This window comes from Dokdonella sp., assembly GCF_019634775.1.
GTDB lineage: Bacteria > Pseudomonadota > Gammaproteobacteria > Xanthomonadales > Rhodanobacteraceae > Dokdonella.
This window is the reverse complement of the sequence record NZ_JAHCAS010000002.1, coordinates 66,780-93,604: the sequence shown is the minus strand read 5'-3', so window position 1 is coordinate 93,604 and position 26,825 is coordinate 66,780. Positions and strand designations below refer to the sequence as shown.

The following is a 26,825-nucleotide window of genomic DNA, read 5'->3' as shown; positions in this document are numbered from 1 at the left end:
CGCGCATTCCCAGCGAATGCCACCCATGCCATGTGATCGGTTGCGTGCGGAGCCTGCTCGACACGGCCAGGGGGCGGGGCCAGCAATGCCGCAGGACATCGCTCCGGAGCAGCGCTGGGTGCAGGCGCGGGATCGAAGTGCTCAGGCCACGATTTCGCACAGCTCGCGCACGACAGTCGTCGCGAAGGCGCCGGCCGGCAGGGTGAACGACAGCACGAGGGCGGTGTCACCGTCCCAGTGATGCGAAAACTCCGCGGGGCGCAGGCGCAGGGCGCGGCGTTCCTGCTCGAGGCCGGCTGCGGCAAGTCCGGCGGCGAACGTCGCCATGGCCTCGGCGACGCCCTGCTCGATCGCCGCGACTTCGCCGGTGCTGCGCAAGTCGCCACGCCCCCACAACGGGCCGGTCGGATCGATGTCGCCGGCGACAAGCCGTGCGGCGAGCGCGTCGTCGAAGACCTGCGGACCGAAAATCGAATGCGTGCCGGCCAGCATCCATACCTCGCCGTTGAGGGCGGCATCCCAGGTGCCGGCAGCGACACGCTCGCCAAGCACGCGGTTGAAGATCGCCGAGCGTGCCGCCGACAGCGCGTAGCCACGGCGCTGGCGGTCGAGCCGCGCACCGCCGAACAGGGCTTCGGCGAGGCGCAGGTTGTCGTCGTCACGCCCGAAGCGCTGCTCACCGAAATGGTTCGGCACGCCGCGTGCGACGATGGCGGCAATGATCGTCTCGGCTGCTTCGCGCGAACCTTCGACATCAGTGAGGCGGATGCGAAAGCCGTTGCGCCGGTGCGTGCCACGCTTGAGCTTGCGCGAGTGGCGGGCCGCATCGAGCACGCGTACGCCTTCGATGGCGAGCGCACCAAGGTCGGGTTCGATCTTGCCGGGCAGGTGTATCGAGAAGGTCTGCCGCGTCACCGCGTGGCGATCCTTGAGGCCTGAGAAACTGACCGCCATCGGCGCAACGCGCAACGCCACGGCGAGCTGACGTGCGACCCACTCGGTGTTCGCGCCGCGCTTCTCGATGCGCAGGAACAGGTGCTCGCCCTGCCCGTCCGGCGTGAAGCCGAGGCATTCGTCGACCTCGAAATCCTCCGGCACGGCACGCAGGCGGCCACGCAGCGGCGGCCCCCCGTGTGCGAACGGCAGGCCTCTCACGATAGCGTGTCCACGTCGAGACGGGCGACGAGTTCGCGCAGCTCGGGCGATGCGGGCGCTTCGGCAACGCGCTGCGCACGCCGTTGCAGCAAGACCACGGCGGATGCGGCGATGCCCTCGCCGCGCCCGGTGAAACCGAGCCTCTCGGTAGTGGTCGCCTTGATGCTGACCTGACCGATCGTGCAGCCGAGATCTGCGGCAAGATTGACGCGCATCGCGTCGGCATGCGGAGCGACCTTCGGCCGCTCGCACATCACGGTGACGTCGGCATTGACGAGCTCATATCCCTGTTCGAGCGCAAGCGCGGCACAATGCAGGAGGAAGTGGCGACTGCCAACGCCACGCCAACGTTCCTCGCTCGGTGGAAAATGCCGTCCGATGTCGCCGAGGGCGAGCGCGCCGAGGATGGCGTCGCACAGCGCATGGATGACGACATCGCCATCGGAGTGGGCGACCAGCCCGTGCGTGTGCGGGATGCTGACGCCGCCAAGCACGACCTGGTGGCCTGCGCCGAAGGCGTGGACGTCGAAACCCTGGCCGATGCGCATGGGCGATTCCTCAGTTGCCGGCAAGCAGCGCGCGCACGCGCGCGAGGTCTGCTGGCGTGGTGACCTTGATGTTGTCGTCGCTGCCTTCGACGAGCAGCGGTCGATACCCGACGCGCTCCATCGCCATCGCCTCGTCGGTTACGACGGCACCATCGGCACGCGCGCGCGCGAGCGCGGCAGCGAGTTCGCCGCGGCGGAACAACTGCGGGGTCAACGCACGCCAACGCGACTCGCGCGGCTCGGTCGCAGCGACGCGGCCATCGGCATCGGCCCGCTTGAGCGTGTCGCGCAGCGGCGCGGCGAGCAATGCACCGCCGGCCCCGCTGCCGAGTTCGACCAGGCGCGTGATGTCGGCGTCACGCACGCAGGGACGCGCGGCGTCGTGCACGAGCACGAAGGCATCGTCAGCAACGCGCGTCTCCAGCGCGACCAGGCCGGCGAGCACCGAATCGGCGCGTTCGTCACCGCCGGTCGCGGTCAGCAGCGGCTTGCCACCGATGTGTTCGTCCGCGGACCACCAGCGATCACCGGCCGACAGCACGACGACGATGCCAGCCACGCGCGGATGCGCAGCGAGTCGTTCCAGCGTCCAGCGCAGCAGAGGCTTGCCGGCGACGCTGACGTATTGCTTCGGCACCTCGGCACCGAAACGCGCGCCGCGGCCGGCAGCCGGGACGACACACCAGAGAGCGGAATCAGCGGCCACCATCATTGCCGCGATTCGCCGGCTGGGTGGACTCGACGACCTGGTAGAAGGTCTCGCCGGGCTTGATCAGGCCGAGCTCCGAGCGTGCGCGCTCCTCGACCGCCTCGTCGCCGGTCTTGAGGTTCTCGACCTCGGCGGCGAGCGCGTCGTTGCGTGACTTCAACCGCTCGTTCTGTGCCTTCTGCTCGGCCACGGCCTTCTCCAGCCGCCACACCTCGGCCATGCCGCCCTGCCCCGCCCACAGCTTGACCTCGAGGGCGATCAGCACGATCAGCAGGATCAGGGCGACATAGCGCAGCATGGCAGGGACCGCCTCCGTCGCGGCCTCAGCGCCGGAATCCCGGCAAGTTCGGAAATGCGTCGAGGCCAGCGTAGCGCGCCTGCGCGCCGAGCGCCTCCTCGATGCGCAGGAGCTGGTTGTACTTGGCCACGCGATCGGAACGGCACAGCGATCCGGTCTTGATCTGGGTGGCGGTGGTGGCCACGGACAGGTCGGCGATGGTGGTGTCCTCGGTCTCGCCGGATCGATGCGAGATGATGGAGGCATAGTTGGCCGCCGCGGCCATGGCGATGGCGTCCAGGGTTTCGGTCAGGGTGCCGATCTGGTTGACCTTGATCAGGATGGCATTGGCGATGTGCTTGTCGATGCCTTCCTTCAGGATCGCCGTATTGGTCACGAACAGGTCGTCGCCGACCAGCTGCACGGTCTTCCCCACGCGCTCGGTGAGCAGCTTCCAGCCGTCCCAGTCGCCTTCGGCCATGCCGTCCTCGATGGTGATGATCGGATACTTCGCGCACCAGCCGGCAAGGAACTCGCTGAACTCGGCCGAGCCAAGCACCTTGCCCTCGCCTTCGAGGTGGTATGCGCCGTCCCTGTGGAACTCCGAACTGGCCACATCGAGGCCCAGCCAGATGTCCTTGCCGATCGCGTAGCCGGCCTTGGTCACCGCTTCGAGGATGGTCTCGACCGCTTCCTCGTTCGATTTGAGGTTCGGCGCGAAGCCGCCTTCGTCGCCCACGGCGGTATTGAGGCCGCGGCCCTTCAGCACCGACTTCAGGGCATGGAAGACTTCCGTGCCGGCGCGCAAGGCTTCGGAAAAACTGGGCAGTCCGGCCGGCAGGATCATGAACTCCTGCATGTCGACGTTGTTGTCGGCATGCGCTCCGCCATTGATGATGTTCATCATCGGCACGGGCAGGCGCGCGGCGCGGTCCCCGGCCAGGTGTTGCCACAGCGGCAGCTTGCGCGAAGCGGCCACGGCATGCGCGTTGGCCATGGATACGCCGAGCAGCGCATTGGCGCCGAGCCGTCCCTTGTTCGACGTACCGTCGAGCGCAATCAGCTTCGCATCGAGGCCACGCTGATCGTTCGCGTCGAAACCCTTCAGCGCAGCGGCAATCGTGGTGTTGACGTTGGCCACGGCATTCTGCACGCCCTTGCCGAGATAGCGGGCCTTGTCGCCGTCACGCAGCTCAACCGCCTCGCGCGAGCCGGTGGAGGCACCCGAAGGCACCGCGGCGCGGCCGAACGAGCCATCGGCGAGCGTGATCTCGGCTTCGAGAGTTGGATTGCCGCGGGAATCGAGGATTTCGCGGGCGTGGATTTTGCTGATTGTGCTCATGGGGTTTGTTTAACCGACGTTTGTGCTTTGAGTATGTTTCGGACTTCGACCAATTCCGATTCTTCAGATTGCCCTGCTTCGCGATAAGGGCCGAGGGGGAAGCTTCCAGAAAACATGCCTACCCAACGCAAGCGCGGGAATTCCGTGGCGCGTTTGATCATGAACACGTAGTCCCACCCAACCATCAGGCCCAAACTGCAATTGCCTGGACCAAATGGAAGATCATGGACCTTTCCGCTACGCGCCGGCTTCCCTTTGAGCACCTCGATCAACCGGTATTGACCTTCGAGAATGGGCCCCTCTTCGCGCTCGGGACCTTTCATCACGATTTCCTTGACCGAGACAAGGTGCGCGATGAAGACCTCATCAGCCGATGCAAGGCTCTCGGCCACTGTCGGTGGGCCACCAACCCTGCTGCACGCGAACGCTGGCGAAGTCATTACCGCAATCGCGATCATGACGGCCAAGCGAATCAAGACAACGCCCCTCTCTTGACCAGCGCATCGATGCCCAGCAGCGATTCGAGCAGCCATTCCATCTTGCCGAGCGGCCAGGCATTCGGCCCGTCGCTGAGCGCCTTGTCGGGGTCGGGATGGGTTTCCATGAAGATGCCGGCAATGCCGACCGCGACCGCGGCGCGCGAAAGCACGGGCACGAATTCGCGCTGGCCGCCGGATTTGCCGTCCGCGCCGCCGGGCAGTTGCACCGAATGGGTGGCATCGAACACGACCGGGCAGCCGGTGTCGCGCATCACCGCCAGCGAACGCATGTCCGAAACCAGGTTGTTGTAGCCGAAGCTGGCACCACGCTCGCAGACCATGATCTGCGGGTTACCGGTCGACTTCGCCTTGTCGGCGACGTGCTTCATCTCCCACGGCGACAGGAACTGGCCCTTCTTGATGTTGACCGGGCGACCGACGCTGCAGGCCTTTACGATGAAATCGGTCTGCCGGCACAGGAAGGCCGGCGTCTGCAGCACGTCGACGATTTCGGCGACCTCGTCCATCGGCGTGTATTCATGCACGTCGGTCAACACCGGCACGCCGATCTGGCGCTTGACCTCGGCGAGGATGCGCAGGCCCTCGTCGACACCGGGGCCGCGATGGCCGTTGATCGAGGTGCGGTTGGCCTTGTCGAAGCTCGACTTGTAGATGAACGGCACGCCGAGGCGCGTGGTGATCTCCTTCAGCTGCCCGGCGGTGTCGAGGGCAAGCTGTTCACTCTCGATCACGCAGGGGCCGGCGATGAGGAACAGCGGCCGATCGAGGCCGACCTCGAACCCGCACAGGTTCATGCCGTTGCCCCGATCTTCGCGCTGACGACATTGTCCACGGCGGGCGCATTGCGCACGGCCTTGTACTCGCGTGCCGCACCGATGAAGCCGACGAACAGCGGATGGCCGTCGCGCGGCGTCGAGGTGAACTCCGGGTGCGCCTGGCAGGCGATGAACCACGGATGGTCGGCCAGCTCGATCATCTCGACCAGCAGATCGTCCATCGACTTGCCGGAGATGACGAGGCCAAGGTCCTCGAAGGCCTGCCGATAACGGTTGTTGAACTCGTAGCGGTGGCGATGGCGCTCGCGCACGACGTCCTGGCCGTAGAGCTGGCGCGCCAGCGTTCCGGCCTTGAGTCGGCATTCCTGCGCACCCAGGCGCATCGTGCCACCCATGTCGGAGTTCTCGTCGCGCTTCTCGACTTCGCCCGTGCTCGTCGTCCACTCGGTGATGAGGGCAATGACCGGATCCTTGCAGTTGCGATCGTTCTCGCTGGAGTTGGCCGCCTCGAGACCAGCGACATGGCGGGCAAAGTCGACCACCGCGGCATGCATGCCGTAGCAGATGCCGAAGTACGGCACCCGGTTCTCGCGTGCGTACCGCGCTGCGGCGATCTTGCCTTCGAAGCCACGCTTGCCGAAGCCGCCGGGCACGAGCACGCCGTCGGCACCCTTGAGCGCCTCGCCGCCATGGCGCTCGACTTCCTCGGACTCGACCCAGCGCAGGTTGACCCGCGTGTGCTGTTTGAGGCCGCCATGGCGCAGCGCCTCGCCGAGCGACTTGTAGGCATCCTTGTGCTCGACATACTTGCCGACGATCGCGATCGTTACCTCGTCCTTCGGATGCTCGACCGCCTCGACCGTGCGCTGCCACTCCGAGAGATCCGCCGGCCTGGCCTTGATACCGAGACGATCGAGGACGATGTCGTCGAGTTTCTGCTGGTGCAGCCACAGCGGCAGGCTGTAGATCACGTCGACATCGACCGCACTGATGACGGCTTTCTCGGGCACGTTGGTGAACAGCGCGATCTTGCGGCGGTCGGCCTGCGGCAACGGCTGCTCACAGCGGCACAGCAGCACGTCGGCCTGGATGCCGATCGAGCGCAACTCCTTGACCGAGTGCTGGGTCGGCTTGGTCTTGATCTCGCCGGCAGCCTTGATGTACGGCACCAGCGTGAGGTGCATGAACATCGACATCTCGGAGCCGTGTTCGATGCGGATCTGGCGGATCGCCTCGAGGAACGGCAGCGACTCGATGTCGCCAACCGTGCCACCAACCTCGACCAGGGCGATGTCGTAACCGTTGGTCGCCTCGTAGATGCGATGCTTGATCTCGTCGGTGATGTGCGGGATGACCTGCACGGTCGCACCGAGATAATCGCCACGACGCTCCTTGGCGATCACGCTCTCGTAGATCTTGCCGGTGGTTATCGAGTTCCTGCCGGTCAGCCGTGTGCGCACGAAGCGCTCGTAGTGACCGAGATCGAGGTCGGTCTCGGCGCCGTCGTCGGTGACGTAGACCTCGCCGTGCTGGAACGGGCTCATCGTGCCCGGATCGACGTTGATGTAGGGATCCAGCTTCATCATCGTCACGCGCAGACCGCGTGCTTCGAGGATGGCCGCCAGCGAGGCGGCAGCGATGCCCTTGCCAAGCGAGGACACCACGCCGCCGGTGACGAAGATCAGGGGAGTCATGGGGCGGGCTTCCGCAGGAAAAGCGCATTTTACAGGATCACGCCCGGCCTGCGAGGGCGGACCGGCACGCAGGCCGCAGCGCCGCCCGACGCCCACCGCGGCAGGCTGTCGCGTGCCCTGCACACCCGGCAGGCACCCCGCCGTGACCAGGCGTCTTGCCAGCCATGGGCGATCCGGCCACCATGCGCGGTCCCTTGCCGCACCGCAGAAGATGAGCAGCCGCTACAACGCCGCCGATATCGAAGTCCTGTCCGGCCTCGAGCCGGTCAAGCGTCGCCCGGGCATGTACACCGACACCGCCCGCCCGAACCACCTCGCCCAGGAAGTCATCGACAACTCGGTCGACGAGGCGCTCGCCGGCCATGCGAAGACCATCGAGGTCGTCGTCCACGCCGACGGTTCGGTCAGCGTCACCGACGACGGCCGCGGCATGCCGGTCGACATCCATCCCGAAGAAGGCATCCCGGGCGTTGAACTGATCCTCACGCGTCTGCACGCGGGCGGCAAGTTCTCGAACCGCAACTATGCATTCTCGGGCGGCCTGCACGGCGTCGGCGTGAGCGTGGTCAACGCGCTGTCGACGCGCGTGGAGGTCACGATCCGCCGCGACGGCCAGGTCCACCGCATCGACTTCGCCAACGGCGACCGCGCCACCCCGCTAAGCGTGATCGGCAGCGTGCCGAAGAAGCAGACCGGCACCAGCGTGCGCTTCTGGCCGGACCCGAAGTATTTCGACTCGCCGAAGATCCTGCTCGGCAAGCTCAAGCACCTGCTGCGCGCCAAGGCCGTGCTCTGCGCGGGCCTGAGCGTGCGCCTGACTGACGAGGCCAGCGGTGAGCAGGTCGAGTGGCGCTACGAGGATGGCCTGCGCGACTACCTGCGCTCGATGCTCGGCGCAACCGAGTACCTGCCCGCGGAGCTGTTCATCGGCAACCAGCAGCGCGAAAAGAGCGCAGTCGATTTCGCGATCGCCTGGCTGCCCGAGGGCGAACTCGTGCAGGAAAGCTACGTCAACCTGATCCCGACCGCGCAGGGCGGCACCCACGTCAACGGCCTGCGCACCGGCCTCACCGACGCGCTGCGCGAGTTCTGCGATTTCCGCAACCTGCTGCCGCGCGGCGTCAAGCTGGCGCCGGAGGACGTCTTCGACCGCCTGTGCTTCGTGCTGTCGCTGCGCATGCAGGAGCCGCAGTTCTCGGGCCAGACCAAGGAACGCCTGTCCTCGCGCGACGCAGCCGGCCTCGTCGAGGGCGCCGCGCACGACGGCTTCTCGCTGTATCTCAACCAGCATGTCGCGATCGGCGAGAAGATCGCCCAGCTCGCCATCGAGCGCGCCACGCTGCGCCTCAAGGCCGAGAAGCAGATCGTGCGCAAGAAGATCACCCAGGGCCCCGCCCTGCCCGGCAAGCTCGCCGACTGCGCGTCCAGCGACCTCTCGCGCACCGAGATCTTCCTCGTCGAGGGCGACTCGGCCGGCGGCAGCGCGCGCCAGGCGCGCGACAAGGACTTCCAGGCCATCCTTCCGCTGCGCGGCAAGATCCTCAACACCTGGGAAGTCGAATCGGGCAGCGTGCTCGCCTCGCAGGAAGTGCACGACCTCGCCGTCGCCATCGGCTGCGATCCCGGCAAGGACGACATAGGCGGCCTGCGCTACGGCAAGATCTGCATCCTCGCCGACGCCGACTCCGACGGCCTGCACATCGCCACCCTGTTGTCGGCCTTGTTCCTGCGCCACTTCCCGGCGCTGGTGCGCAATGGTCACGTGTTCATCGCCATGCCGCCGCTGTTTCGCGTCGACGTCGGCAAGCAGATGTTCTACTGCCTCGACGAAGCCGAGCGCGACGCCACGCTCGAACGCATCCAGCGCGAGAAGCTGCGCGGCGCGGTCAGCGTCACGCGCTTCAAGGGTCTCGGCGAAATGAACCCCACGCAGCTACGCGAATCGACCATCAACCCGGATACGCGCCGCCTCGTCCAGCTCACCATCGACGATGGCGACGGCGAAGCCACGCACAAGCTCATGGACATGCTGCTGGCGAAGAAGCGCGCCGCCGACCGCAAGGCCTGGCTCGAGGAAAAGGGCGACCTGGCTTCGCTCGAGGTCTAGGATGCCCTGATCGATCCCACAACGGCGTCACCGTCCTGTGCGTGGGCAGATCAAGGCGCGACGGCGAAGGCAGACTGGCCGTCCGTCGAGCCGGCGATGCGCCGGATCTCCTCGCGCTCGCGTTCGTGCTTGCCGCCGTCGGCAAAGGCGGCCATCAGGCTCAAGGCGGGGACCGATCGTTGTTCCTGCTCGTTCATGCGGAGTCCCGGAACAGGTGATGGGGAGTGAAAGTTGCCGGGGATAGCTCCCGCAATCCTCCGATTGATCGCTGGCCGGTTATGCTTTCGTCCTGGCCTGCCCATCCCGCCGATGTCCACACCCGCTGCCGATATCCCGTCTGTACCGGCGACCTCGCCTGGCGCGGTCAAACCGATCGCCCTGCCGCTGCTCGTCGCGCTGAGTCTGTGCCACCTGCTCAACGACCTGATCCAGTCGCTGCTGCCAGCGGTCTATCCGCTGCTCAAGGAACGGTTCGCGCTCGACTTCGGCCAGATCGGCCTCATCACCCTGACCTGGCAGTTCACCGCCTCGCTGCTGCAGCCGCTGGTCGGGATCTACACCGACCGCCACCCGCAGCCGTATTCGCTGGCCTTCGGCATGGGTTCGACCCTGATCGGCCTCGTCCTGCTGTCGCAGGCGACGGGTTTCGCGCTGCTGCTGGTCGCCGCGGCGCTGATCGGTACCGGCTCGTCGGTGTTCCATCCCGAATCCTCGCGCATCGCGCGCATGGCCTCGGGCGGCCGGCATGGGTTCGCGCAATCGCTGTTCCAGGTGGGTGGCAACATCGGCTCGGCGATCGGACCGCTGCTCGCCGCCTTCATCGTCATGCCGCGCGGCCAAGGAAGCATCGGCTGGTTCGCCATCGCCGCGCTGGCCGGCATCATCATGCTCGCTCGCATCGGCCGCTGGTACGCAGCCGAACTCGCACATGCGCGCAGGCAAAAGCATGTCGTCTCGACCGCGCTCGTCCTGCCCCGCGGCACCGTGGTGCGTGCCCTCTTTGTGCTCGGCTTGTTGGTGTTCTCGAAATATTTCTACCTCGCCAGCCTGACGAGCTACTACACGTTCTATCTGATGGCACGGTTCGGGCTCGACGCGCGTTCTGCGCAGTTGCACCTGTTCGCCTTCCTTGGAGCGGTCGCCGCCGGCACGCTGGTCGGCGGCCCGGTCGGCGACCGCATCGGCCGCCGCTACGTGATCTGGGGCTCGATCCTCGGCGTGCTGCCGTTCACCGTGCTGCTGCCCCACGCAAACCTCGGCGCGACGACGGTCTTGACCATCGTCATCGGCTTCGTGCTCGCCTCGGCGTTTGCGGCGATCCTCGTCTACGCGCAGGAACTCGTACCGGGTCGCACCGGTACGGTCTCGGGTCTGTTCTTTGGCTTCGCCTTCGGCATGGGCGGCCTCGGCGCAGCAGTACTCGGCCAGCTGGCCGACCGTATCGGCATCGAGGCCGTCTATGCGATCTGCGCCTGGTTGCCGGCGATCGGATTGCTTGCCTGGTTCCTGCCGAAGACGAAACCCCACCACCCGTAGGCGGGAGGACGTGATCGGCGCGGACGCGAAGGTGAATCAGGCAGCAAGAGCAGCTTCGAGCAGGCGACGGATCAGGGCCTGTGGGCGCACGGCGAGATCGGCGTCGTAGAGGCACGTCGCCTCGTCCATGTAGGTCACCTGCGCGAGTTCGAGCTGCACGGCTTCGATGCCATCGGCGGGGCGGCCGTAGTGGCGCGTGATGTAGCCGCCCTTGAAGCGGCCGTTGACGACGAACGAATGGTCGGCCTGGGCTTCGAGGACGTCGACGAGACGCTGCTGCAGGGCGGGCGAACAGCTCGCGCCGTTGGCTGTGCCAAGGTTGAAATCAGGCAGGCGGCCCTCGAACAGGAACGGCACGACGCTGCGGATCGAATGGCCTTCCCACAAGACGACGCGCCCATGCATGCCATGCAGGCGCGCCAGTTCGTCGGCCAACGCCACGTGGTAGGGCTTCCAGCAGGTTTCGACGCGCGCGGCGATCGCGGCGGTGTCTGGCTCGCGACCATTCAGATAGACCGGCTCGCCGCTGAACTGCACGGTCGGGCACAGGCCGGTCGTGTTCTGCCCCGGATACAGCGAGACATCGTCGGGCGGGCGATTGAGGTCGACCACGTAACGAGAGCAACGTGGCACGAGGATCGACGCGCCGAGCTCGCGCGCGAAGGCGTACAGGCGTGAAACATGCCAGTCGGTATCAGGCACGCGCCGCGCCGACGGGGTCAGCGTCGCGGCGATGTCATCGGGCAGGTAGGTGCCGTCATGCGGCAGGCTGACCAGCAGCGGTGCCGTACCGCGATGCAGGGTGAAGGTGTCGTTCATGGCGGGAGTGTACGAGCCGGGAATGGGGAATGGTTGAAACGGCGGCGCTCGCAGTCGTTCGGCTCCCCGGCCCTTCGATCCTTCGATCCTTCGATCCTTCGATCCTTCGATCCTTCGATCCTCCGATCCTTCGATCCTTCGATCCTCCGTAGGAAACGGCTTTAGCCGTGATGCTTGTCTGGAATAGGCCGCAAAGAACGGGCATCACGGCTAAAGCCGTTTCCTACGGCCGTTTCCTACGGCCGTTTCCTACGGTCGTTTTCTGGACGTGAACACCAGCGGCTGCGCATCGCCCTTCGCCTTCGCGCCATCCGTGCTGCCGCAGCCACCACAACCGCCACAGCCATCACCGCTGCCACAACCGCCGGCGGCACGCGCCGGGCGCAGGCGCGCACCGAGCCAACGGCTGAAACGCGAACGGCCCGGCGCGTCGAGGTAGCCAGCAACACCGGCCAGCATGCGCGTGCTCGTCCCAGGCAGCAGCCGTCGCACCGCGAAGCCGAGCGCGACCAGCGCCACCGCGGTGAGGATCAGCGTCTGCGCGAGCGATGCCATCGTCATGACCAGGCCAAAGCGATGCGATAGGTGATGAACGATGCAAGGTAGGCCAGGCCGAACAGGTAGCCGGTCATGATCCACACCTGCCGCCACGAGTTGGTCTCGCGCCGCACCGTGGCCAGCGTCGACAGGCACATCGGCGCGAACACATACCAGATGAGCAGCGACAGTGCCGTGGCCAGGGTCCACTCGTTGGCGACGACCGCCTGCAGGCCGTCCTCGTTGCCGCCGAGCGCGTAGACCGTCGCCAGCGATGCCACGGCGACCTCACGCGCTGCAAGGCCCGGCACGAGGGCAATACAGATCTGCCAGTTGAAACCGATCGGCGCGAATACCGCATGCAGGGCATGACCTAGCCTGCCGGCGAAGCTGTAGTCGATCGCGGGCTCCGTCGCGCCTTCCGGCGGTGCCGGAAAGGTCGACAGGAACCACAGGATCACGGTCAGGGCGAGGATGATGCCGCCGACGCGCTTGACGAAGATCATCGCGCGCTCCCACAGGCCGATGGCGAGGTCGCGCGGGTGCGGGATGCGGTAGGACGGCAGTTCCATCAGCAGCGCATGCTCGCTCTTGTCCTTGCGCAAGCGCTTGATCACCCAGGCCACGGCGAGCGCGCTGACGATGCCTCCGACGTACAGCGAAAACAGCACGATGCCCTGCAGGTTGAACGCGCCAGCCACCGTGCGCTCGGGAATGAAGGCGGCGATCAGCAGGGTATAGACGGGCAGGCGTGCCGAGCAGGTCATCAACGGCGCGATCATGATCGTGGTCAGACGGTCGCGCGGATCCTGGATGCTGCGCGTGGCCATGATGCCGGGGATCGCACAGGCAAAGCTCGACAGCAGCGGGATGAACGAGCGCCCGGTCAGGCCGACCTTGAGCATGAGCCGGTCGAGCAGGAAGGCCGCGCGCGGCAGATAGCCCGATTCCTCGAGGGCGAGGATGAACAGGAACAGGATCAGGATCTGCGGCAGGAACACCAGCACGCCACCGATGCCGGCAATGATCCCGTCGACGACGAGGCTCTGCAGCAGCGGCATCGATTCGAGCGCCGGGCCGATCCATTCGCCGAGCGCGCCGAACGCCACCTCGATGCCGTCCATCAGCGGTTCGGCCCAGGAGAACACTGCCTGGAAGATCAGGAACATGACCACGGCGAGGATGGCCAGGCCGAACACCGGATGCACGAGCACGCGGTCGAGGGCCTCGTCGGTCGCCGCCGTGCGATTCGGCATCGTCACCGCGGCATCCAGCAGGCTGCGGACTTCGGCATGCAGGTCGAGGTCGGCTGGCGGTGCCGATGCCGGTGCGACCGCGGTATCGAGGCGTGCGCGCAAGGCATCGGCACCGTGGCGCTGCACCGCCACCGTCTCGACCACCGGAATGCCGAGACGGCGCTCGAGTGCAGGCACATCGATGACGATGCCACGCCGGCGCGCCGCATCCATCATGTTGAGGGCAAGGATCATCGGCCGGCCGAGACGCTTGAGCTCAAGCACGAAGCGCAGGTGCAGGCGCAGGTTGGTTGCGTCGGCCACGCAGACGATGACATCCGGCCGCGGTTCGCCGGGAACGGTGCCGAGACAGACGTCGCGGGTGATGATCTCGTCCGGGCTGGCCGCATCGAGGCTGTAGGTGCCCGGCAGGTCGAGCAGGCGCACGCTGCGGCCGGCGGCGGTGGTGAAGCTGCCCTCCTTGCGCTCGACGGTGACGCCGGCATAGTTGGCGACCTTCTGGCGCGCCCCGGTGAGCAGGTTGAACAGTGCGGTCTTGCCGCAGTTCGGATTGCCGACGAGGGCGAGGTGCAGCATGGGCGTGCTCACGGCGTGCCCTCGACGATCACACGCGCGGCCTCGGCGCGGCGCAGGGCGAAGCGCGTGTAGCCCACCTGGACGAGCAGCGGATCGCCACCGAACGGCCCCTGGCCGACGATGCGCACCGGCTCGCCATCGACGAAGCCGAGGTCACGCAGCCGCCGGGCCACGGCATCGGTCGCGGATACGGGTTCGATCGAGCGAACCACGGCGCTGGCACCTCGGGAGAGTTCGGATAGACGCACGCTATGACCGCCCGCAAACAAGAATGGTTCGCATTATAGGCCCTGCAAGCGTCCCCAGCAGGGCGCGCGGCACGGGCGCGACAAGCGGACGCGGCAACATCCACGCACGCCTTCGGCCGCCCGAGCGTGTCTGCAGCGGAGATTCGAGCCTGCACCGCGCTACCCACCCGTTCCAAACCGTGCTCGCACCCCCGGCCCATGGGGATGCTCTGGTCCATGCCGCAATGGCGTCATGACATCCGCAAGGTTCGCAGCGCGGTGGGCCTTGCGGATGTCATGACGCCGTTGTGGGATTGATCGGAACATCCCTAGAATCCCCGCTTCCCCTCGCGGAGCCTCTGCATGAGCGAAACCCTGCGCATCGAACGGCACGGCGGTGTCGCGCGCATCGCCCTGGCCCGCGAATCGGTGCACAACGCCTTCGATGCCGCGCTGATCGCCGAACTGACCGTGGCTCTGGCGATGGCCGGGGCCGACCCGGACGTGCGCACGGTCGTCCTCACCGGCCTCGGCAGCACGTTCTCGGCCGGTGCCGACCTCAACTGGATGCGCGGCATGGCCCGCGCCGGCGAGGATGAGAACCGCAACGATGCACTCGCCCTCGCCCGCCTCATGCACACGCTGAACTTCCTGCCCAAGCCGACGATCGCGCGCGTCAACGGTTCGGCCTATGGCGGTGGCGTCGGTCTGGTCGCCTGCTGCGACATCGCCATCGGCGTCGTCGACGCGAAGTTCTCACTGTCCGAGGCGCGCCTCGGCCTCGTGCCGGCGGTGATCTCGCCCTACGTGGTCGCCGCGATCGGCGCACGCCAGGCACGGCGCTACTTCACCAGCGCCGAGGTCTTCGATGCCGCCGAAGCGCGGCGCATCGGCCTGCTGCATGACTGCGTCGCCCGCGAGGCACTCGACGACACGATCGACCGCCTCGTGCATTTCCTCGGCAAGTGCGGCCCGGTTGCGCAGGACGAGGCCAAGCGCCTGGCCCTGCGCATGGCCGGCATCACCGCCGAAGGCGCCAGCGCGATCGACGCAGCCAACGCCGACCTGATCGCGCGCCTGCGCGTCTCGCCGGAAGGTCAGGAAGGCCTCGGCGCCTTCCTCGACAAGCGCCCGCCGGCATGGGCACGCAGCGGCGGCGAAGCCTGAGTCGCCCCGCGCGGCCCTTTCGTCCATGAACCCGACCGCCCACCGGCCCACGGAGCGCCCATGTTCGACACGATCCTGATCGCCAACCGCGGCGAGATCGCCTGCCGCGTGATCCGTACCTGCCGCCGGCTCGGCATCCGCACGGTCGCGGTGTATTCGAGCGCCGATGCCGATGCGCAGCACGTGCGCCAGGCCGATGTCGCCATCGCCATCGGCGGGCCGCGGCCGGCCGAGTCCTACCTGCGCGGGGACGCGATCATCGAAGCGGCGCTGGCCACCGGCGCACAGGCGGTCCATCCCGGTTACGGCTTCCTGTCCGAAAACGCCGACTTCGCCGATGCCGTCGCCACCGCCGGCCTCGCCTTCATCGGCCCCTCCGGCGATTCGATGCGGCGCATGGGCTCGAAGGCCGGCGCCAAGGAATTGATGGCCGCGCATGGCGTGCCGGTCGTGCCGGGCTACACGGGCGAGGACCAGGATCCCGCGCGCCTGGCCGCCGAAGCCGGACGCATCGGCTTTCCACTGATGATCAAGGCCGCCTACGGTGGCGGCGGCAAGGGCATGCGCATCGTGCGCGAAGCCGGCGAGTTCGCCGGGCTGCTCGAATCCTGCCAGCGCGAGGCGAAGAACGCCTTCGGCCGCGACCGCGTGCTGCTGGAACGCTACGTCGAGCGCCCACGCCACATCGAGTTGCAGGTGTTCGGCGACCGCCATGGCCATGCCATCCACCTCAATGAACGCGAGTGCTCGGCGCAGCGGCGCTACCAGAAGGTGCTCGAAGAGACGCCCTCGCCCTTCGTCACCCCATCGTTGCGCGCCGCCATGGGCGCAGCCGCGGTCGCCGCCGCGCGCGCGCTCGACTACGTCAACGCCGGCACCGTCGAGTTCATCGTCGGCGAGGCTGGTGATTTCTATTTCATGGAAATCAACACGCGTCTCCAGGTCGAACATCCGGTGACCGAATGCGTGACCGGCCTCGATCTGGTCGAACTGCAATTGCGCATCGCCGCCGGTGAGCCCCTGCCGGCCGAACTGCTCGCCGGCCCGGTCACGAGCCGGGGCCATGCGATCGAACTGCGCCTCTACGCCGAAGACCCGGAGCAGGGCTTCCTGCCCGGTTCGGGCCGCCTTGAAACACTGCGCCTGCCGACTGCGGACGCACACGTGCGCATCGATGCCGGCGTCGTCGAAGGCGATACGGTGACGATCTTCTACGACCCGATGATCGCCAAGCTGATCGTCCACGACGTGGACCGCGCGGCCGCGCTGCAACGCATGCGCGAGGCACTCGCCGCGATCGACGTGGTCGGGCCGAAATCGAATGTTGCTTTCCTCGAACGCCTGGTGCGTCATCCGGCCGTCGTCGAGGGGCGCATCGACACCGGCTATCTCGACCGCCACCTCGATGAGTTCATCGGCGCGGATGACGCCGCCGGCAACGATGCGCTGGTCGCCGCCGTCGTCGCCACCCTGCTCGACGAGGAAGCCGCCGCCGTCCAGGCCGCGCGTGCGAGCGGCGATCCGCATTCGCCGTGGGGCCGCGCCGATGGCTGGCGCAGCGGCCATGCCGGCAAGCGCGTGATCGCCCTGGTCGATGGCGCCGGGCAGCGCCATGCAGTCGCCGCATTCGGCGCCGGTGGCGACTACCGCATAGAACTTGATGGCCGCACGATCGAGATCGCCGGCGCACGCCTTGACGGTGGCACCTTGAGTGCGCGCTACGACGGCAACGGCCGTCGCCACCGCCTGTTCACCGACGCGCGCCGCGTCGTCATCCACGACGGAACGCGCCGCAGCGGCTTCGGCCATGCGCCGGCCTTCGTCGGCACCAGCGTGAAAGCCAGCGGCGAGGACCGCATCAAGGCGCCGATGCCCGGCCGTGTCGTCGTCGTGCGCTGTACGGCCGGCGACGTCGTTGCCGAAGGCCAGGAATTGCTGGTCATGGAAGCCATGAAGATGGAACTGAGCCTGCGCGCGCCGCGTGCAGGCATGATCGAGGCCGTTCAGGCTGCCGCCGGCGATTTTGTCGAGGCCGACGCGGTGCTGGTGCGGTTTGCCGCAGGAGACGCGAAATGAACCGCCATCACCCCATCCCGTTCGGTCACGGTTTCGCGCGCATGGCCGGGGCGCTCACCCTCTTGCTCGTTCTCGCCGGCTGTGTAGAGACACGCTTCGAATCGCTCCCCGGAGACCAGGTCGAGCGTTGCGATGCGCGCTGGGTCGGCAACTGGCGATTCGTATCCTCCGAAGACAAGCGGGAAGCGGCGGACGATGCCGTATTCATCGCGATCGGGGCGGGCTGCCGCGACATCCGCGTATTCGAGAAGGGCAAGCAGGACGACGACCTGACCGCCGATCTGCACTTCGCGCGCGTCGACCGCATGCGCATCCTCGCAGTCCAACTGATCGAGCAGAAGGACAAGGGCAAGGCAAAGGGCGAATGGGATGGGGGATACCATTACTTCCGCTACGACACCCGCGCAAACCGCATCGACATGTACGCGGTCGACCACGATCGCGTCGCTCACCTTCTGATCGACGGCAAGTTGCGCGGGCGCGTCGAAATGGTGTCCCAGCGTCCGGGCGTACACCGGCAATCGCATGGACGCTCGCAGGAAAATTTCGTCGCCGGTGATGCTTCGGCCATGGTCGAAGTCGTCCGCAAGCCTGGCATCTTCGAAAAGCGCCCGAGCAATTCGTTGATCCGCGTCGACTCGATCCCCATGTCGACGGCTCCTGCCGCTGCCGATCCGTCGCCATGAACACGCCCACCGCCGTCCGCATCGTCGAAGTCGGCCCGCGCGACGGCCTGCAGAATGAAAAGACGATCATTCCGGCGGCGACCAAGATCGAACTGATCGACCGCCTTTCACGCACCGGCCTGCGCGCGATCGAGGCAACCAGCTTCGTCAGCCCGAAATGGATTCCGCAACTCGCCGACGCCGCCGAAGTATTCACGGGCATCGAGCGCCGGCCCGGCATCGCCTATCCGGTGCTGGTGCCGAACGAGAAGGGCTACCAGCGCGCGCGCGAAGTCGGTGCCGACGAGGTGGCGGTGTTCACTGCCGCCTCGGAAGCGTTCAACCAGCGCAATATCAATGCCTCGATCGACGAATCGATCGAGCGCTTCCGGCCCGTGCTCGAACGCGCGAAGGCCGAGGGCGTGCGCGTGCGCGGCTATGTCTCGACCGTGCTCGGCTGCCCGTACCAGGGCGAGGTCGCGGTCAGCGACGTGGTGCGCGTCGCGCGCCGGCTGCACGAGCTCGGCTGCTACGAGATCTCGCTCGGCGACACGATCGGCATCGGCACGCCTGCGAAAGCACGCGCGATGTTCCGCGCAGTCGCCGCCGAGGTGCCGGTCGATGCGCTGGCCGTGCACTTTCACGATACCCGCGGCCAGGCCTTGGCCAACATCCTCGCCTGCCTCGAGGAAGGCGCCGCCGTGGTCGATTCGGCGGTATCCGGCACCGGCGGCTGCCCCTACGCGAACGGCGCCACCGGCAACGTCGCCAGCGAGGATGTGGTCTACATGCTCGACGGCATGGGCATCGCCACCGGCGTGGACCTGCCCGCCCTGGTCGAAACAGGACTATGGCTGTCCACCCAGCTGGGCCGGGAAACCTCGAGCAAGGTCGCCCGCGCGATGGCGCCGGGGAAGCCATGATCGAGCCCCATCGCGACTGAAGCCGCTCCCACAATGCTCTGATCTTGCGGGAGCGGCTTCAGCCGCGATGGGCTTGTTCAGACGGTGCTATGCTCGCCCGGCACGGGGGTGCAGCCATTCCTGCAAACGCACGGGATGCATGCAATGGGTGAGCAAGAGGTCTCAAGCGCATCAGCTCGCATTTCGGATGCGGAACCTTCCTGCGCGCCGGCCGCAAACGGCGATGTCTGGTCCCGACTCGCGGAACTGGCCGCACGTTCCGATGCCGACCCTGAGCTTCAGGCTGCGCTCGGCGAGGCACTCGCATCGCAACGCGCCCTTCACAGCGTCGCCATCGCCGTCGCCACGCGCTACCGCAGCCTGGTCGACGCCGTACCCGATGCGGTCACCATCCACGATGAACTTGGCCGCATCGTCGACGCGAATGCCGCAGCCTGCCGCACCTACGGATACGAACGCGAAGTGCTGAAGACGCTCAGCGTCCACGACCTCAATCCCGGCCTGCCACCTGACCACATGGAGCGCGTGCTCTCCGAGTTTCGCCTCGGCCAGACCTACACGATCGAAACCGTCAACCGACGCGGCGACGGCATGGGCTTCCCGGTCGAAGTGCACTCCAACGCCTACTTCGACGGCGGCGACAAGCGCATCGTCGCTGTCGCGCGCGACATCAGCTCGCGCCACAAGGCCGATCTCGAACTGCGAGCATCGGAAGCACGCTTCCGCTTGCTCGTCGAAGCGATGGACAAGGGCGTGATCGTGCAGGATCGGCGCGGACGCATCGTCTCGTGCAATCCAGCCGCGTGCCGCATCTTCGCGCGCAGCAGCGAGCAATTGCGTGCCATGCGTGAAGCACAATTCGCCGAGTGGAAGCTGCTCGACGAGCATGGCCAGCCGTTCCCGATCGAGGAAATGCCTAACCTGCGCGCGCTGCGCAGCGGCCGCGCGATCAGCAATACCGTCATCGGCATCTATCTGCCGCACATCGGTGCGCAACGCTGGCTGTCGGTGACTTCGGTACCGCAATTCAAGGAGGGTTGCGCCGATGTCCTTCAGGTCGTGTCGACCTTCACCGATGTGACCGCGATCAAGCGCGAATCCGAACTGTTCGCACAGGCCCAGGAACTTGCCCATATCGGTGGCTGGCAATACGGCTTCGACAACGACCACATCGACTGGACGCGGCAGATCTACGTGATCTTCGACCTGCCCCTCGATTCCGAGATCACCCTCGAACGCATGATGTGCTGCATGCCTGGCGAATCGCGTACACGCTTTCGCGAGGCACTCGCCACGGTGCGTCGTGGCGATCTGGTCGAGATCGACCTGCGCATGACCTCGGCGATCGGCCGCCGGCGCTGGATACGCATCGTCGCCCGCCCGATCCGCCACGGCGACAGCGTCACTGCGCTCAGCGGCACCCTGCAGGACATCACCGAGCAGAAAGCCGTCGAGGACCAGTTGCGCCGCAAGGCGATGACCGACCCGCTGACCGGACTGCCGAACCGCGATGTCATGCTCGAAGCCATTGCTGCGGAGATCGCCGAAGCAGGCAGCCAAGGCGGCCCTTCCTTGCTGCATATCAACCTCGACCGCTTCCGCACGGTCAATGATCTGCTCGGATATGGCGCTGGCGACCGCCTGCTCGCCGTCGTCGCCGAACGCCTGCGCGCGAACTTGGCGGGCGAATGGCTGTGCGCGCGCATCGGTGGTGACGAGTTCATGGTGTTGCTGCCGGCCGACTGCGACGAGGACCAGTGCCAGCGCACGGCCGAAGCGCTTGCCAGCGCGTTCGCTGAACCATTCCGCGTCGACGACCACGAAATGCGCCTGACCCTGTCGACCGGCATTGCGCAGCATCCGGAAGATGGCGCGACGTTGCACCAGTTGATGAGCCATGCCGGCGCCGCCATGGTCGAAGCCAAGCGACGTGGCCGCAACCTCTGGCAACGCTTCACACCGGCACTCGCGCGCCGCGCGAGCCATCGCGTACACATCGAATCGCAACTGCGCCGCGCCATCGACGCCGGCGAGTTCCAACTGGAGTTCCAACCGCAGCTCGACCTTGCCACGCGACGCGTTCGCAGCGCCGAAGCCCTGCTGCGCTGGACCAACCACGACCTGGGCGAAGTTTCGCCTGATCTGTTCGTTCCGTATGCCGAGGCGAACGGCGATATCGTTGCGATCGGTGAGTGGACGATCCGCGAAACCTGCCGCCAGCTCAGGCAATGGCGCAACGATGGCCTCGACCTCGCCCACGTCGCGGTCAACGTCTCGTACCGGCAGGTGCTCGGAGGCTCGCTCACCAGCTGCATCGTCTCCGCGCTGCGCGAGTTCGACCTGCCCGGCGAGGCGCTCGAACTCGAACTGACCGAACGCGTATTGATCGAGGACCTGAGCGACAGCCAGCAGACCTTCTCGATCCTGCAGGGCCTCGGCGTGCGCATGGTCATCGACGATTTCGGCGAGGGCTATTCGGCACTCGGATACCTGCGCCGCCTGCCGATCGAAGGCATCAAGATCAGTCACCGCTTCATGCAACACATCCCGGTCGTTGCCGCCGACATGGCGATCTGTGAGGCGATCATCCGTATTGGTCAGAGCCTCGACCTCGAGGTCATCGCCGAAGGCGTCGAGAACGAGCAGCAACTCGACTTTCTCGCCACACGCGGCATGTGCATTGCCCAGGGATATCTGTTCAGCCGACCGCTGCGCGCAAACGATTTCGCCGCCTACGCGCGCGCGTGCAATGCACGCAGCGAAGTGCGCAGCAGCAGGCAGCGCGGCGCCTAGGGATACTCGAGTCCATGCGGTGATGCCGTTGTGGATTCGCTCCGAGCATCCCTAAAATCCAGAGCCTCCCACGGAAACCCAAGCGTGCCCGCCAAACTTGCCCCGGAACACACGCGCGGCGCGATCATCGCCTGCGGCGAACTTCGTGCAGACCCACGCACCCTGGCCCTGCTCACCCGTATCCTCGCCCATGCCGCCGAATCGCCACGCATCGTACTGGTGCGCGCCGTCGACGGCGAGGACGACGACACCGAACTGGAAACCCTGCTGTACGCCGCAGGCACCACGAATCCACACCGCTTCGACCTGGCTACACGCGCTGCCGCGGAGAACCGTGAATTGCTCGACCTCGTCGAACAGGCCGACCTGGTCGTCCTCGATGCCGTTCAACCATTGCGCCTCAGCACCGTGATCGGCGGCACCTCGCTCGCTCGCCTGCTGCGCCGGCGCAATGCCTCGGGCATGGTCGTCTGCGGGATCGGCGCCGGTGCCGCCGTGCTGTGCGAGCACATGCTTGCCGCCGGTGCACCGGGGCCGACGCCGCGCATGGGTGGCAGCTCTCTGGCGCCCGGCCTCGGCCTGACCAACCGCGTCGTCATCGACCAGGGCGGTCATGCCAGCGACCGCCTCGGCCGCCTGCTCGCCGCACTCGCGCTCAATCCGTTCGCGCTCGGACTCGGCATCGACGCGGCGACCGTCGCCGTGATCGGCCCGGACAACGTGCTCGACGTGCTCGGCCACGGCGGAGTCACCCTGATCGACCCGAGCGAGATGAGCGATTCCAACGCCGCCGAACTCGACCACGGCGCACCGATCCGCATCACCAACCTGCGCCTGCACTCACTCACCGCCGGCGCGCGCTACGACCTCGACTTTCGGCGGGCGATTGGGTGAAGGGCCGGGAATGGGAATGGATAGAAACCGAGAGCAAGCCCTGATCGATCCCGATTCCCCGTTGCATATTCCCGGCTTCTATCTCCTTCCGCGAAAGAAATCGCGCAGCAAGGTCGCGCTCTCGTCGGCGTAAAGGCCCGATTCGACGATGACGCGATGGTTGTGCAGCGGCGACACGAGAGTGTCGAAGACGCTGCCGGCGGCGCCGGTCTTCGGGTCGTTCGCAGCGTAGACGACGCGGGCGACGCGGGCGTGGATGAGGGCCATTGCACACATCGCGCAGGGTTCGAGCGTGGCGTACAGCGTCGAACCGGGCAGACGGTGGTTGCCGAGGCGCTGCCCCGCGGCACGCAGGGCGAGGATCTCGGCATGCGCACTGGCGTCATGCAAACCGATATTGCGGTTCCAGCCCTCGCCGATGGCCTCGCCATCGACGACCAGCACCGCGCCGACCGGCACCTCGCCATCGACGTCGCGCGCATGCGCGGCGAGTTCGAGTGCGCGGCGCATCCATGCCGCGTCAGCGGCGTCGAACGGCGGCGGGGGCGATACGGGATCGCTCATGGATGCTCCACAACGGGTACGCCACCGAAGGCATGCCAGCCTTCAGTATCGAAGATCAGCAGGCGCCGGCCGCGCCGGTGCAGTTTGGCGAAGACGCATTCGGGGGCGCAGCCGGTGAAGGTGAAGTCAGCCCGTCCGCGCCGGCAATCAATGCGCCCTTCGAGCGGCGCGGCGCCGGCGGATTCCAGGCGCAGCGTGCTGCTGCCGTGGCGCAGACGCAGGCGGCCGCGCCACGCCCACCTACCGATCGTTGCGATGATCAGCAACTCCCGCGCGCGCAGATGCGGGCCACGCAATGGCAAGGAGAACCCGCCGTCGGAAAGGTGCATGAACGGCACGGACGTATCGAAACATTCCTCGCGCATGGCAATGCCGTGCATGCGCTTCGCGCTCAATGCGAGTTGCGAAGTGTGCATGCCCAAGGCTTCGAGCTTGCGCTTCAGCAAGGGGCCATGCGCGGCTGTGCGCGTTGCCACGCGCGCGCAGGCATGCACGACGAAGCCGAGACGCTGCGCGGGCGCGACGCGTCGCGTCGCCCAGGCGAGTTCGGCAAGCACCCGCAACGCACTGTGGTCCGGATGGCGATCGTCGAGCACCGGCACGGCGACATGAGTCGGCGCGAACGTGGCGATGACATCGGCGAGTTCGTCTTCGGCGTTCGCATCGCCGATGAGTCGCCCAGTCAGGCTGCCGTCACCCCAACCGAGATGATGCACGGCCGCACGCGGCACCCCGAGCACGTCGAGCGCGCGCAGAGATTCCTCGCGTCGCCGCTTTCCCCAGCGCCGACGTGCCGACGCGTCGATGTGCCAGCGTCGCTCGATCCAGCGCTGCGGCCATGGGTTGTCATCACCATCGGTGGCGATCACCACGCGTACCTCGGCACCGGCTACCCGCGCACGCTGGAGCAGCTCGCCGGTGACCAGGGTCTCGTCATCCGGGTGCGGCGCCAGCACGAGCAGGCGATGCCCCGCCTCGAACGCGGGTGCTGCCGTAAACGACGCCATCGATGGTTGCGTGGACTGAAAAATGACGCGCGATCCCGATTGCCCGGTGGGGCGAAAGCGCGAATTGAACCACTTGGAGCCGAAAATTTGGAATGGGGAACGGTGGAGAGCAACCGCTTGGCTCCAATCATTCCCAACTCCCAACTCCCTATTCCCCAATCCCCAGGCTCAACGAATGCCTCACCTGCCCCACCCCACGCACGACAAAGCGCTCGATCGTCAGCGCCTCCGCACCCATCGGGCCGTAGGCGTGCAGGCGCGTGGTCGAGATGCCGATCTCGGCGCCCAGGCCGAGTTCGCCGCCGTCGCTGAAGCGCGAGGAGGCATTGACCATGACCACGGCCGAGCGCAGCGCCTCGATGAAGCGCCGCGCGGCGGACTCGTCCTGGGTGGCGATGACTTCGGTGTGGTCGGAGCCGTACTCCACGATGTGCGCGATCGCATCATCCAGATCGTCGACGACGCGCACGGCGATGACGAGATCGAGGTACTCGGCCGCGTAGTCGGCCGGGTCCGCGGCGCGCACGAACGGCAGAATGTCCTGTGTGCGCGCGCAACCGCGTAGTTCGACACCGCGTGCACCGAGCTCGGTTGCTGCCGCGGGCAGGAACTCCGCGGCGATGCCGGCATGCACGAGCAGGGTCTCCAGTGAATTGCAGGCGCTCGGTCGCGTGGTCTTTCCATCAACCAGCAGGCCGAGCGCGAGTTCGATGTCTGCGGCGCGGTCGACGTACAAATGGCACACGCCCTTGTAGTGCTTGATCACCGGCACGCGCGCGTGCTCGGCGACGAAGCGGATCAGGCCTTCACCCCCGCGCGGAATGGCGAGGTCGACAATGTCGGCCAGCTGCAACATCTCGACCATGGTCTCGCGCCGGAGATCGGTGACCAGGGTCAGCGCGGCACCATCCACACCGGCCTCGACCAGCGCGCGTCGCAAGGCCGTGGCGATCGCGGTATTCGAATGCAGTGCTTCGGACCCGCCTCGCAGGATTACCCCGTTGCCAGCCTTGATGCACAGCGCGGCGGCGTCGGCGGTCACGTTCGGGCGCGCCTCGTAGATCATCGCGACTACACCGAGTGGCACGCGCACGCGTTCGACGAGGAGCCCATTCGGGCGCGTCTCGCGGCGCGTCACGATCCCGACCGGATCGGGCAACGCGGCGACCTCGCGCACGGCCGCGGCGATGCCGGCGAGGCGCGTTTCGTCGAGGCGCAGGCGATCAAGCATGGCCGGGGCAACGCCCTTGCCCCGAGCATCCAACATATCTTCGGCGTTGGCCGCCAGGATCACCGTGGCATCGGCTTCGAGCGCCGCGGCCATGGCCAGCAGCAATGCACATTTCTCCGCCGCGCTCATGCGCGCGAGCACGCGCGCGGCCTCGCGGCAGGCGATGGCTTCGCTACGGATCGTCGAGGCACTCATCACAGCAGCACCATGTCGTCGCGATGGACGATGTTCTCGCCGTAGTTGTAACCGAGCACGCCATCAATGTCGCGGGTGTGCCGGCGCGCGATGCGGCGGATGTCGACCGCCGAATACTGGCTCACGCCGCGCGCGACCGTGCGTTCACCAGCCTCGTCACGGCAGCGGATCTCGACCATGTCGCCGCGCGCGAACTCGCCTTCGGTGCCGGTCACGCCGCCGGGCAACAGCGACGCCCCCTTGTCGACGAGGGCACGCACCGCGCCGGTATCGACGATGATCGCGCCCGGCACCGCCGGCACATGGCGCAACCAGTACTTGCGCGCAGCGACGCGCGTTTGTCCGGCGCGCAGGCGCGTGCCGCGCAGGCGGCCCTGGCCGAGCAGGCGCACGGCTTCGGCGTCGGTGCCATTGAAGAGGATCGTCTCTATGCCGGCGGCTGCGGCCTTGGAAGCCGCCTCGAGCTTGGTGCGCATGCCGCCGGTTCCAGCCGCACTGCCACTGCCGCCAGCCATGGCGAAAATCTCCGGCCCGAGTGCGGCGACTTCGTCGATCGCGCGCGCGTGGGCATCGATACGCGGATCGGCACTGTACAAACCATCGATGTCGGTGGCGATGAACAGCACCTCGGCATCGACGAGGGCGGCGACGATCGCGGCAAGGTTGTCGTTGTCGCCGAGTTTCAGCTCATCCACCGACACGGTGTCGTTCTCATTGACCACCGGCAGCGTACCGAGGCGCAACAGTTCGTTGAGCGTGGCGCGCGCATTGAGGTAGCGGCGGCGGTTGCGCAGGTCGTCGTGGGTCAGCAGAACCTGCGCGACCGGACGTTCGAAGAAGCGTTGCCAGAGCCCGATCAGTTGGGCCTGGCCGAGTGCCGCAAGCGCCTGCCGCGCTGCCATTGCCGCGCCGGCTTCGGCTGCTCTCGGCACGATCGCACGGCCGGCTGCCACCGCGCCGGACGAAACGACCACGACTTCGCGTCCGGCCGCCAGGCTGGCCGACACGAACTGTGCGAGTCCGAGGGCATGGCGCGGACTCAACCCGCCGCCGTTGGCGGCGAGCAGGCTGCTGCCGACCTTGAGTACGGCGCGGCGCCAGTGCGGCAGGGCCTGTTCGCTGAAGCGATGCGGTGTCATGGGCGGCGATCGTCCGGTGCAACCCGCTCGACCTGTACGAGCCCCTTCAGGGGCGATGCTTTTCTTTCGAGATGCGTGGAAGCATCGCGCCTGCAGGGGCTCCTGCCGGGCG

General features: G+C 67.0%; 24 protein-coding genes and 1 pseudogene. 8 read left to right on the top strand and 17 right to left on the bottom strand.

Annotated features, from left to right (window positions below; all coding sequences use genetic code 11):
- Nucleotides 1–141: 141 nt before the first annotated feature.
- The 8 genes and pseudogenes from truD to KF907_RS11265 all read right to left on the bottom strand — a co-directional run bounded on the left by truD (nt 142) and on the right by KF907_RS11265 (nt 7,001).
- Nucleotides 142–1,155 (bottom strand): tRNA pseudouridine(13) synthase TruD, encoded by a 1,014-nt coding sequence (truD, locus tag KF907_RS11300; RefSeq protein ID WP_291220468.1) that lies wholly within the window; start codon nt 1,153–1,155, stop codon nt 142–144.
- An 80-nt stretch (nt 1,156–1,235) separates the two neighbouring features.
- Nucleotides 1,236–1,703 (bottom strand): annotated as a pseudogene (gene ispF, locus KF907_RS11295) (2-C-methyl-D-erythritol 2,4-cyclodiphosphate synthase); the annotation flags it as partial.
- 10 nt (nt 1,704–1,713) lie between these two features.
- Entirely contained in the window at nt 1,714–2,415 is a 702-nt protein-coding gene (gene ispD, locus KF907_RS11290) for a 2-C-methyl-D-erythritol 4-phosphate cytidylyltransferase (RefSeq protein WP_291220466.1), read from the bottom strand.
- Entirely contained in the window at nt 2,399–2,710 is a 312-nt protein-coding gene (ftsB, locus tag KF907_RS11285) for a cell division protein FtsB (protein WP_291220464.1), read from the bottom strand. The genes ispD and ftsB overlap by 17 nt, the downstream gene beginning before the upstream one ends.
- A gap of 25 nt (nt 2,711–2,735) precedes the next feature.
- Nucleotides 2,736–4,031, bottom strand: a complete 1,296-nt coding sequence (gene eno / locus KF907_RS11280) for a phosphopyruvate hydratase (protein WP_291220462.1) — start codon at nt 4,029–4,031, stop codon at nt 2,736–2,738.
- Nucleotides 4,028–4,489: a hypothetical protein gene (locus tag KF907_RS11275; protein WP_291220460.1), complete on the bottom strand. Its 462-nt coding sequence runs from the start codon at nt 4,487–4,489 to the stop codon at nt 4,028–4,030. Before KF907_RS11275 ends, eno begins: the two co-directional genes overlap by 4 nt.
- Nucleotides 4,490–4,503: 14 nt before the next feature.
- Complete coding sequence (kdsA, locus tag KF907_RS11270) at nt 4,504–5,325, bottom strand: 3-deoxy-8-phosphooctulonate synthase (RefSeq protein WP_291220458.1); 822 nt, start codon at nt 5,323–5,325, stop codon at nt 4,504–4,506.
- Entirely contained in the window at nt 5,322–7,001 is a 1,680-nt protein-coding gene (locus tag KF907_RS11265) for a CTP synthase (protein ID WP_291220457.1), read from the bottom strand. The genes kdsA and KF907_RS11265 overlap by 4 nt, the downstream gene beginning before the upstream one ends.
- A gap of 211 nt (nt 7,002–7,212) precedes the next feature.
- Between KF907_RS11265 and parE the strand changes: the two genes are divergently transcribed.
- The gene (gene parE, locus KF907_RS11260) at nt 7,213–9,108 is read left to right on the top strand and encodes a DNA topoisomerase IV subunit B (protein WP_291220456.1); all 1,896 of its coding nucleotides are present in this window, start codon (nt 7,213–7,215) and stop codon (nt 9,106–9,108) included.
- 50 nt (nt 9,109–9,158) lie between these two features.
- Here the strand turns inward: parE and KF907_RS11255 are convergent, their stop codons facing one another.
- The gene (locus KF907_RS11255) at nt 9,159–9,305 is read right to left on the bottom strand and encodes a hypothetical protein (RefSeq protein ID WP_291220454.1); all 147 of its coding nucleotides are present in this window, start codon (nt 9,303–9,305) and stop codon (nt 9,159–9,161) included.
- 112 nt (nt 9,306–9,417) lie between these two features.
- Between KF907_RS11255 and KF907_RS11250 the strand changes: the two genes are divergently transcribed.
- Nucleotides 9,418–10,644, top strand: a complete 1,227-nt coding sequence (locus KF907_RS11250; RefSeq protein ID WP_291220453.1) for an MFS transporter — start codon at nt 9,418–9,420, stop codon at nt 10,642–10,644.
- Nucleotides 10,645–10,680: 36 nt separating this feature from the next.
- Here the strand turns inward: KF907_RS11250 and hutG are convergent, their stop codons facing one another.
- The 4 genes from hutG to KF907_RS11230 all read right to left on the bottom strand — a co-directional run bounded on the left by hutG (nt 10,681) and on the right by KF907_RS11230 (nt 14,080).
- Entirely contained in the window at nt 10,681–11,463 is a 783-nt protein-coding gene (hutG, locus tag KF907_RS11245; protein WP_291220452.1) for an N-formylglutamate deformylase, read from the bottom strand.
- Between the two features lie 249 nt (nt 11,464–11,712).
- Complete coding sequence (locus KF907_RS11240) at nt 11,713–12,024, bottom strand: DUF6587 family protein (protein WP_291220450.1); 312 nt, start codon at nt 12,022–12,024, stop codon at nt 11,713–11,715.
- Entirely contained in the window at nt 12,021–13,832 is a 1,812-nt protein-coding gene (feoB, locus tag KF907_RS11235) for a ferrous iron transport protein B (RefSeq protein ID WP_291221217.1), read from the bottom strand. Before feoB ends, KF907_RS11240 begins: the two co-directional genes overlap by 4 nt.
- 8 nt (nt 13,833–13,840) lie before the next feature.
- On the bottom strand, nt 13,841–14,080 hold the full coding sequence (locus KF907_RS11230; RefSeq protein ID WP_291220448.1) for a FeoA family protein: 240 nt from the start codon (nt 14,078–14,080) through the stop codon (nt 13,841–13,843).
- Between the two features lie 342 nt (nt 14,081–14,422).
- Here KF907_RS11230 and KF907_RS11225 point away from each other — a divergent pair, with 342 nt between their 5' ends.
- From KF907_RS11225 to KF907_RS11200, 6 genes are all read left to right on the top strand, one after another.
- The gene (locus tag KF907_RS11225; RefSeq protein WP_291220447.1) at nt 14,423–15,226 is read left to right on the top strand and encodes an enoyl-CoA hydratase-related protein; all 804 of its coding nucleotides are present in this window, start codon (nt 14,423–14,425) and stop codon (nt 15,224–15,226) included.
- Between the two features lie 60 nt (nt 15,227–15,286).
- Complete coding sequence (locus KF907_RS11220; RefSeq protein WP_291220445.1) at nt 15,287–17,302, top strand: acetyl/propionyl/methylcrotonyl-CoA carboxylase subunit alpha; 2,016 nt, start codon at nt 15,287–15,289, stop codon at nt 17,300–17,302.
- Nucleotides 17,299–17,988, top strand: a complete 690-nt coding sequence (locus KF907_RS11215) for a hypothetical protein (protein WP_291220443.1) — start codon at nt 17,299–17,301, stop codon at nt 17,986–17,988. The genes KF907_RS11220 and KF907_RS11215 overlap by 4 nt, the downstream gene beginning before the upstream one ends.
- Nucleotides 17,985–18,890, top strand: a complete 906-nt coding sequence (locus KF907_RS11210) for a hydroxymethylglutaryl-CoA lyase (protein ID WP_291220442.1) — start codon at nt 17,985–17,987, stop codon at nt 18,888–18,890. Before KF907_RS11215 ends, KF907_RS11210 begins: the two co-directional genes overlap by 4 nt.
- 144 nt (nt 18,891–19,034) lie before the next feature.
- Complete coding sequence (locus tag KF907_RS11205) at nt 19,035–21,683, top strand: sensor domain-containing protein (RefSeq protein ID WP_291220440.1); 2,649 nt, start codon at nt 19,035–19,037, stop codon at nt 21,681–21,683.
- A gap of 84 nt (nt 21,684–21,767) precedes the next feature.
- Nucleotides 21,768–22,577 (top strand): cyanophycinase, encoded by an 810-nt coding sequence (locus KF907_RS11200; protein ID WP_291220438.1) that lies wholly within the window; start codon nt 21,768–21,770, stop codon nt 22,575–22,577.
- Between the two features lie 78 nt (nt 22,578–22,655).
- Here the strand turns inward: KF907_RS11200 and tadA are convergent, their stop codons facing one another.
- From tadA to proB, 4 genes are all read right to left on the bottom strand, one after another.
- Nucleotides 22,656–23,141, bottom strand: a complete 486-nt coding sequence (tadA, locus tag KF907_RS11195) for a tRNA adenosine(34) deaminase TadA (protein WP_291220436.1) — start codon at nt 23,139–23,141, stop codon at nt 22,656–22,658.
- Entirely contained in the window at nt 23,138–24,148 is a 1,011-nt protein-coding gene (locus KF907_RS11190; RefSeq protein ID WP_291220434.1) for a PIG-L deacetylase family protein, read from the bottom strand. The genes tadA and KF907_RS11190 overlap by 4 nt, the downstream gene beginning before the upstream one ends.
- 148 nt (nt 24,149–24,296) lie before the next feature.
- On the bottom strand, nt 24,297–25,574 hold the full coding sequence (locus KF907_RS11185; protein WP_291220432.1) for a glutamate-5-semialdehyde dehydrogenase: 1,278 nt from the start codon (nt 25,572–25,574) through the stop codon (nt 24,297–24,299).
- Entirely contained in the window at nt 25,574–26,713 is a 1,140-nt protein-coding gene (gene proB, locus KF907_RS11180) for a glutamate 5-kinase (RefSeq protein ID WP_291220430.1), read from the bottom strand. Before proB ends, KF907_RS11185 begins: the two co-directional genes overlap by 1 nt.
- Nucleotides 26,714–26,825: the final 112 nt, after the last annotated feature.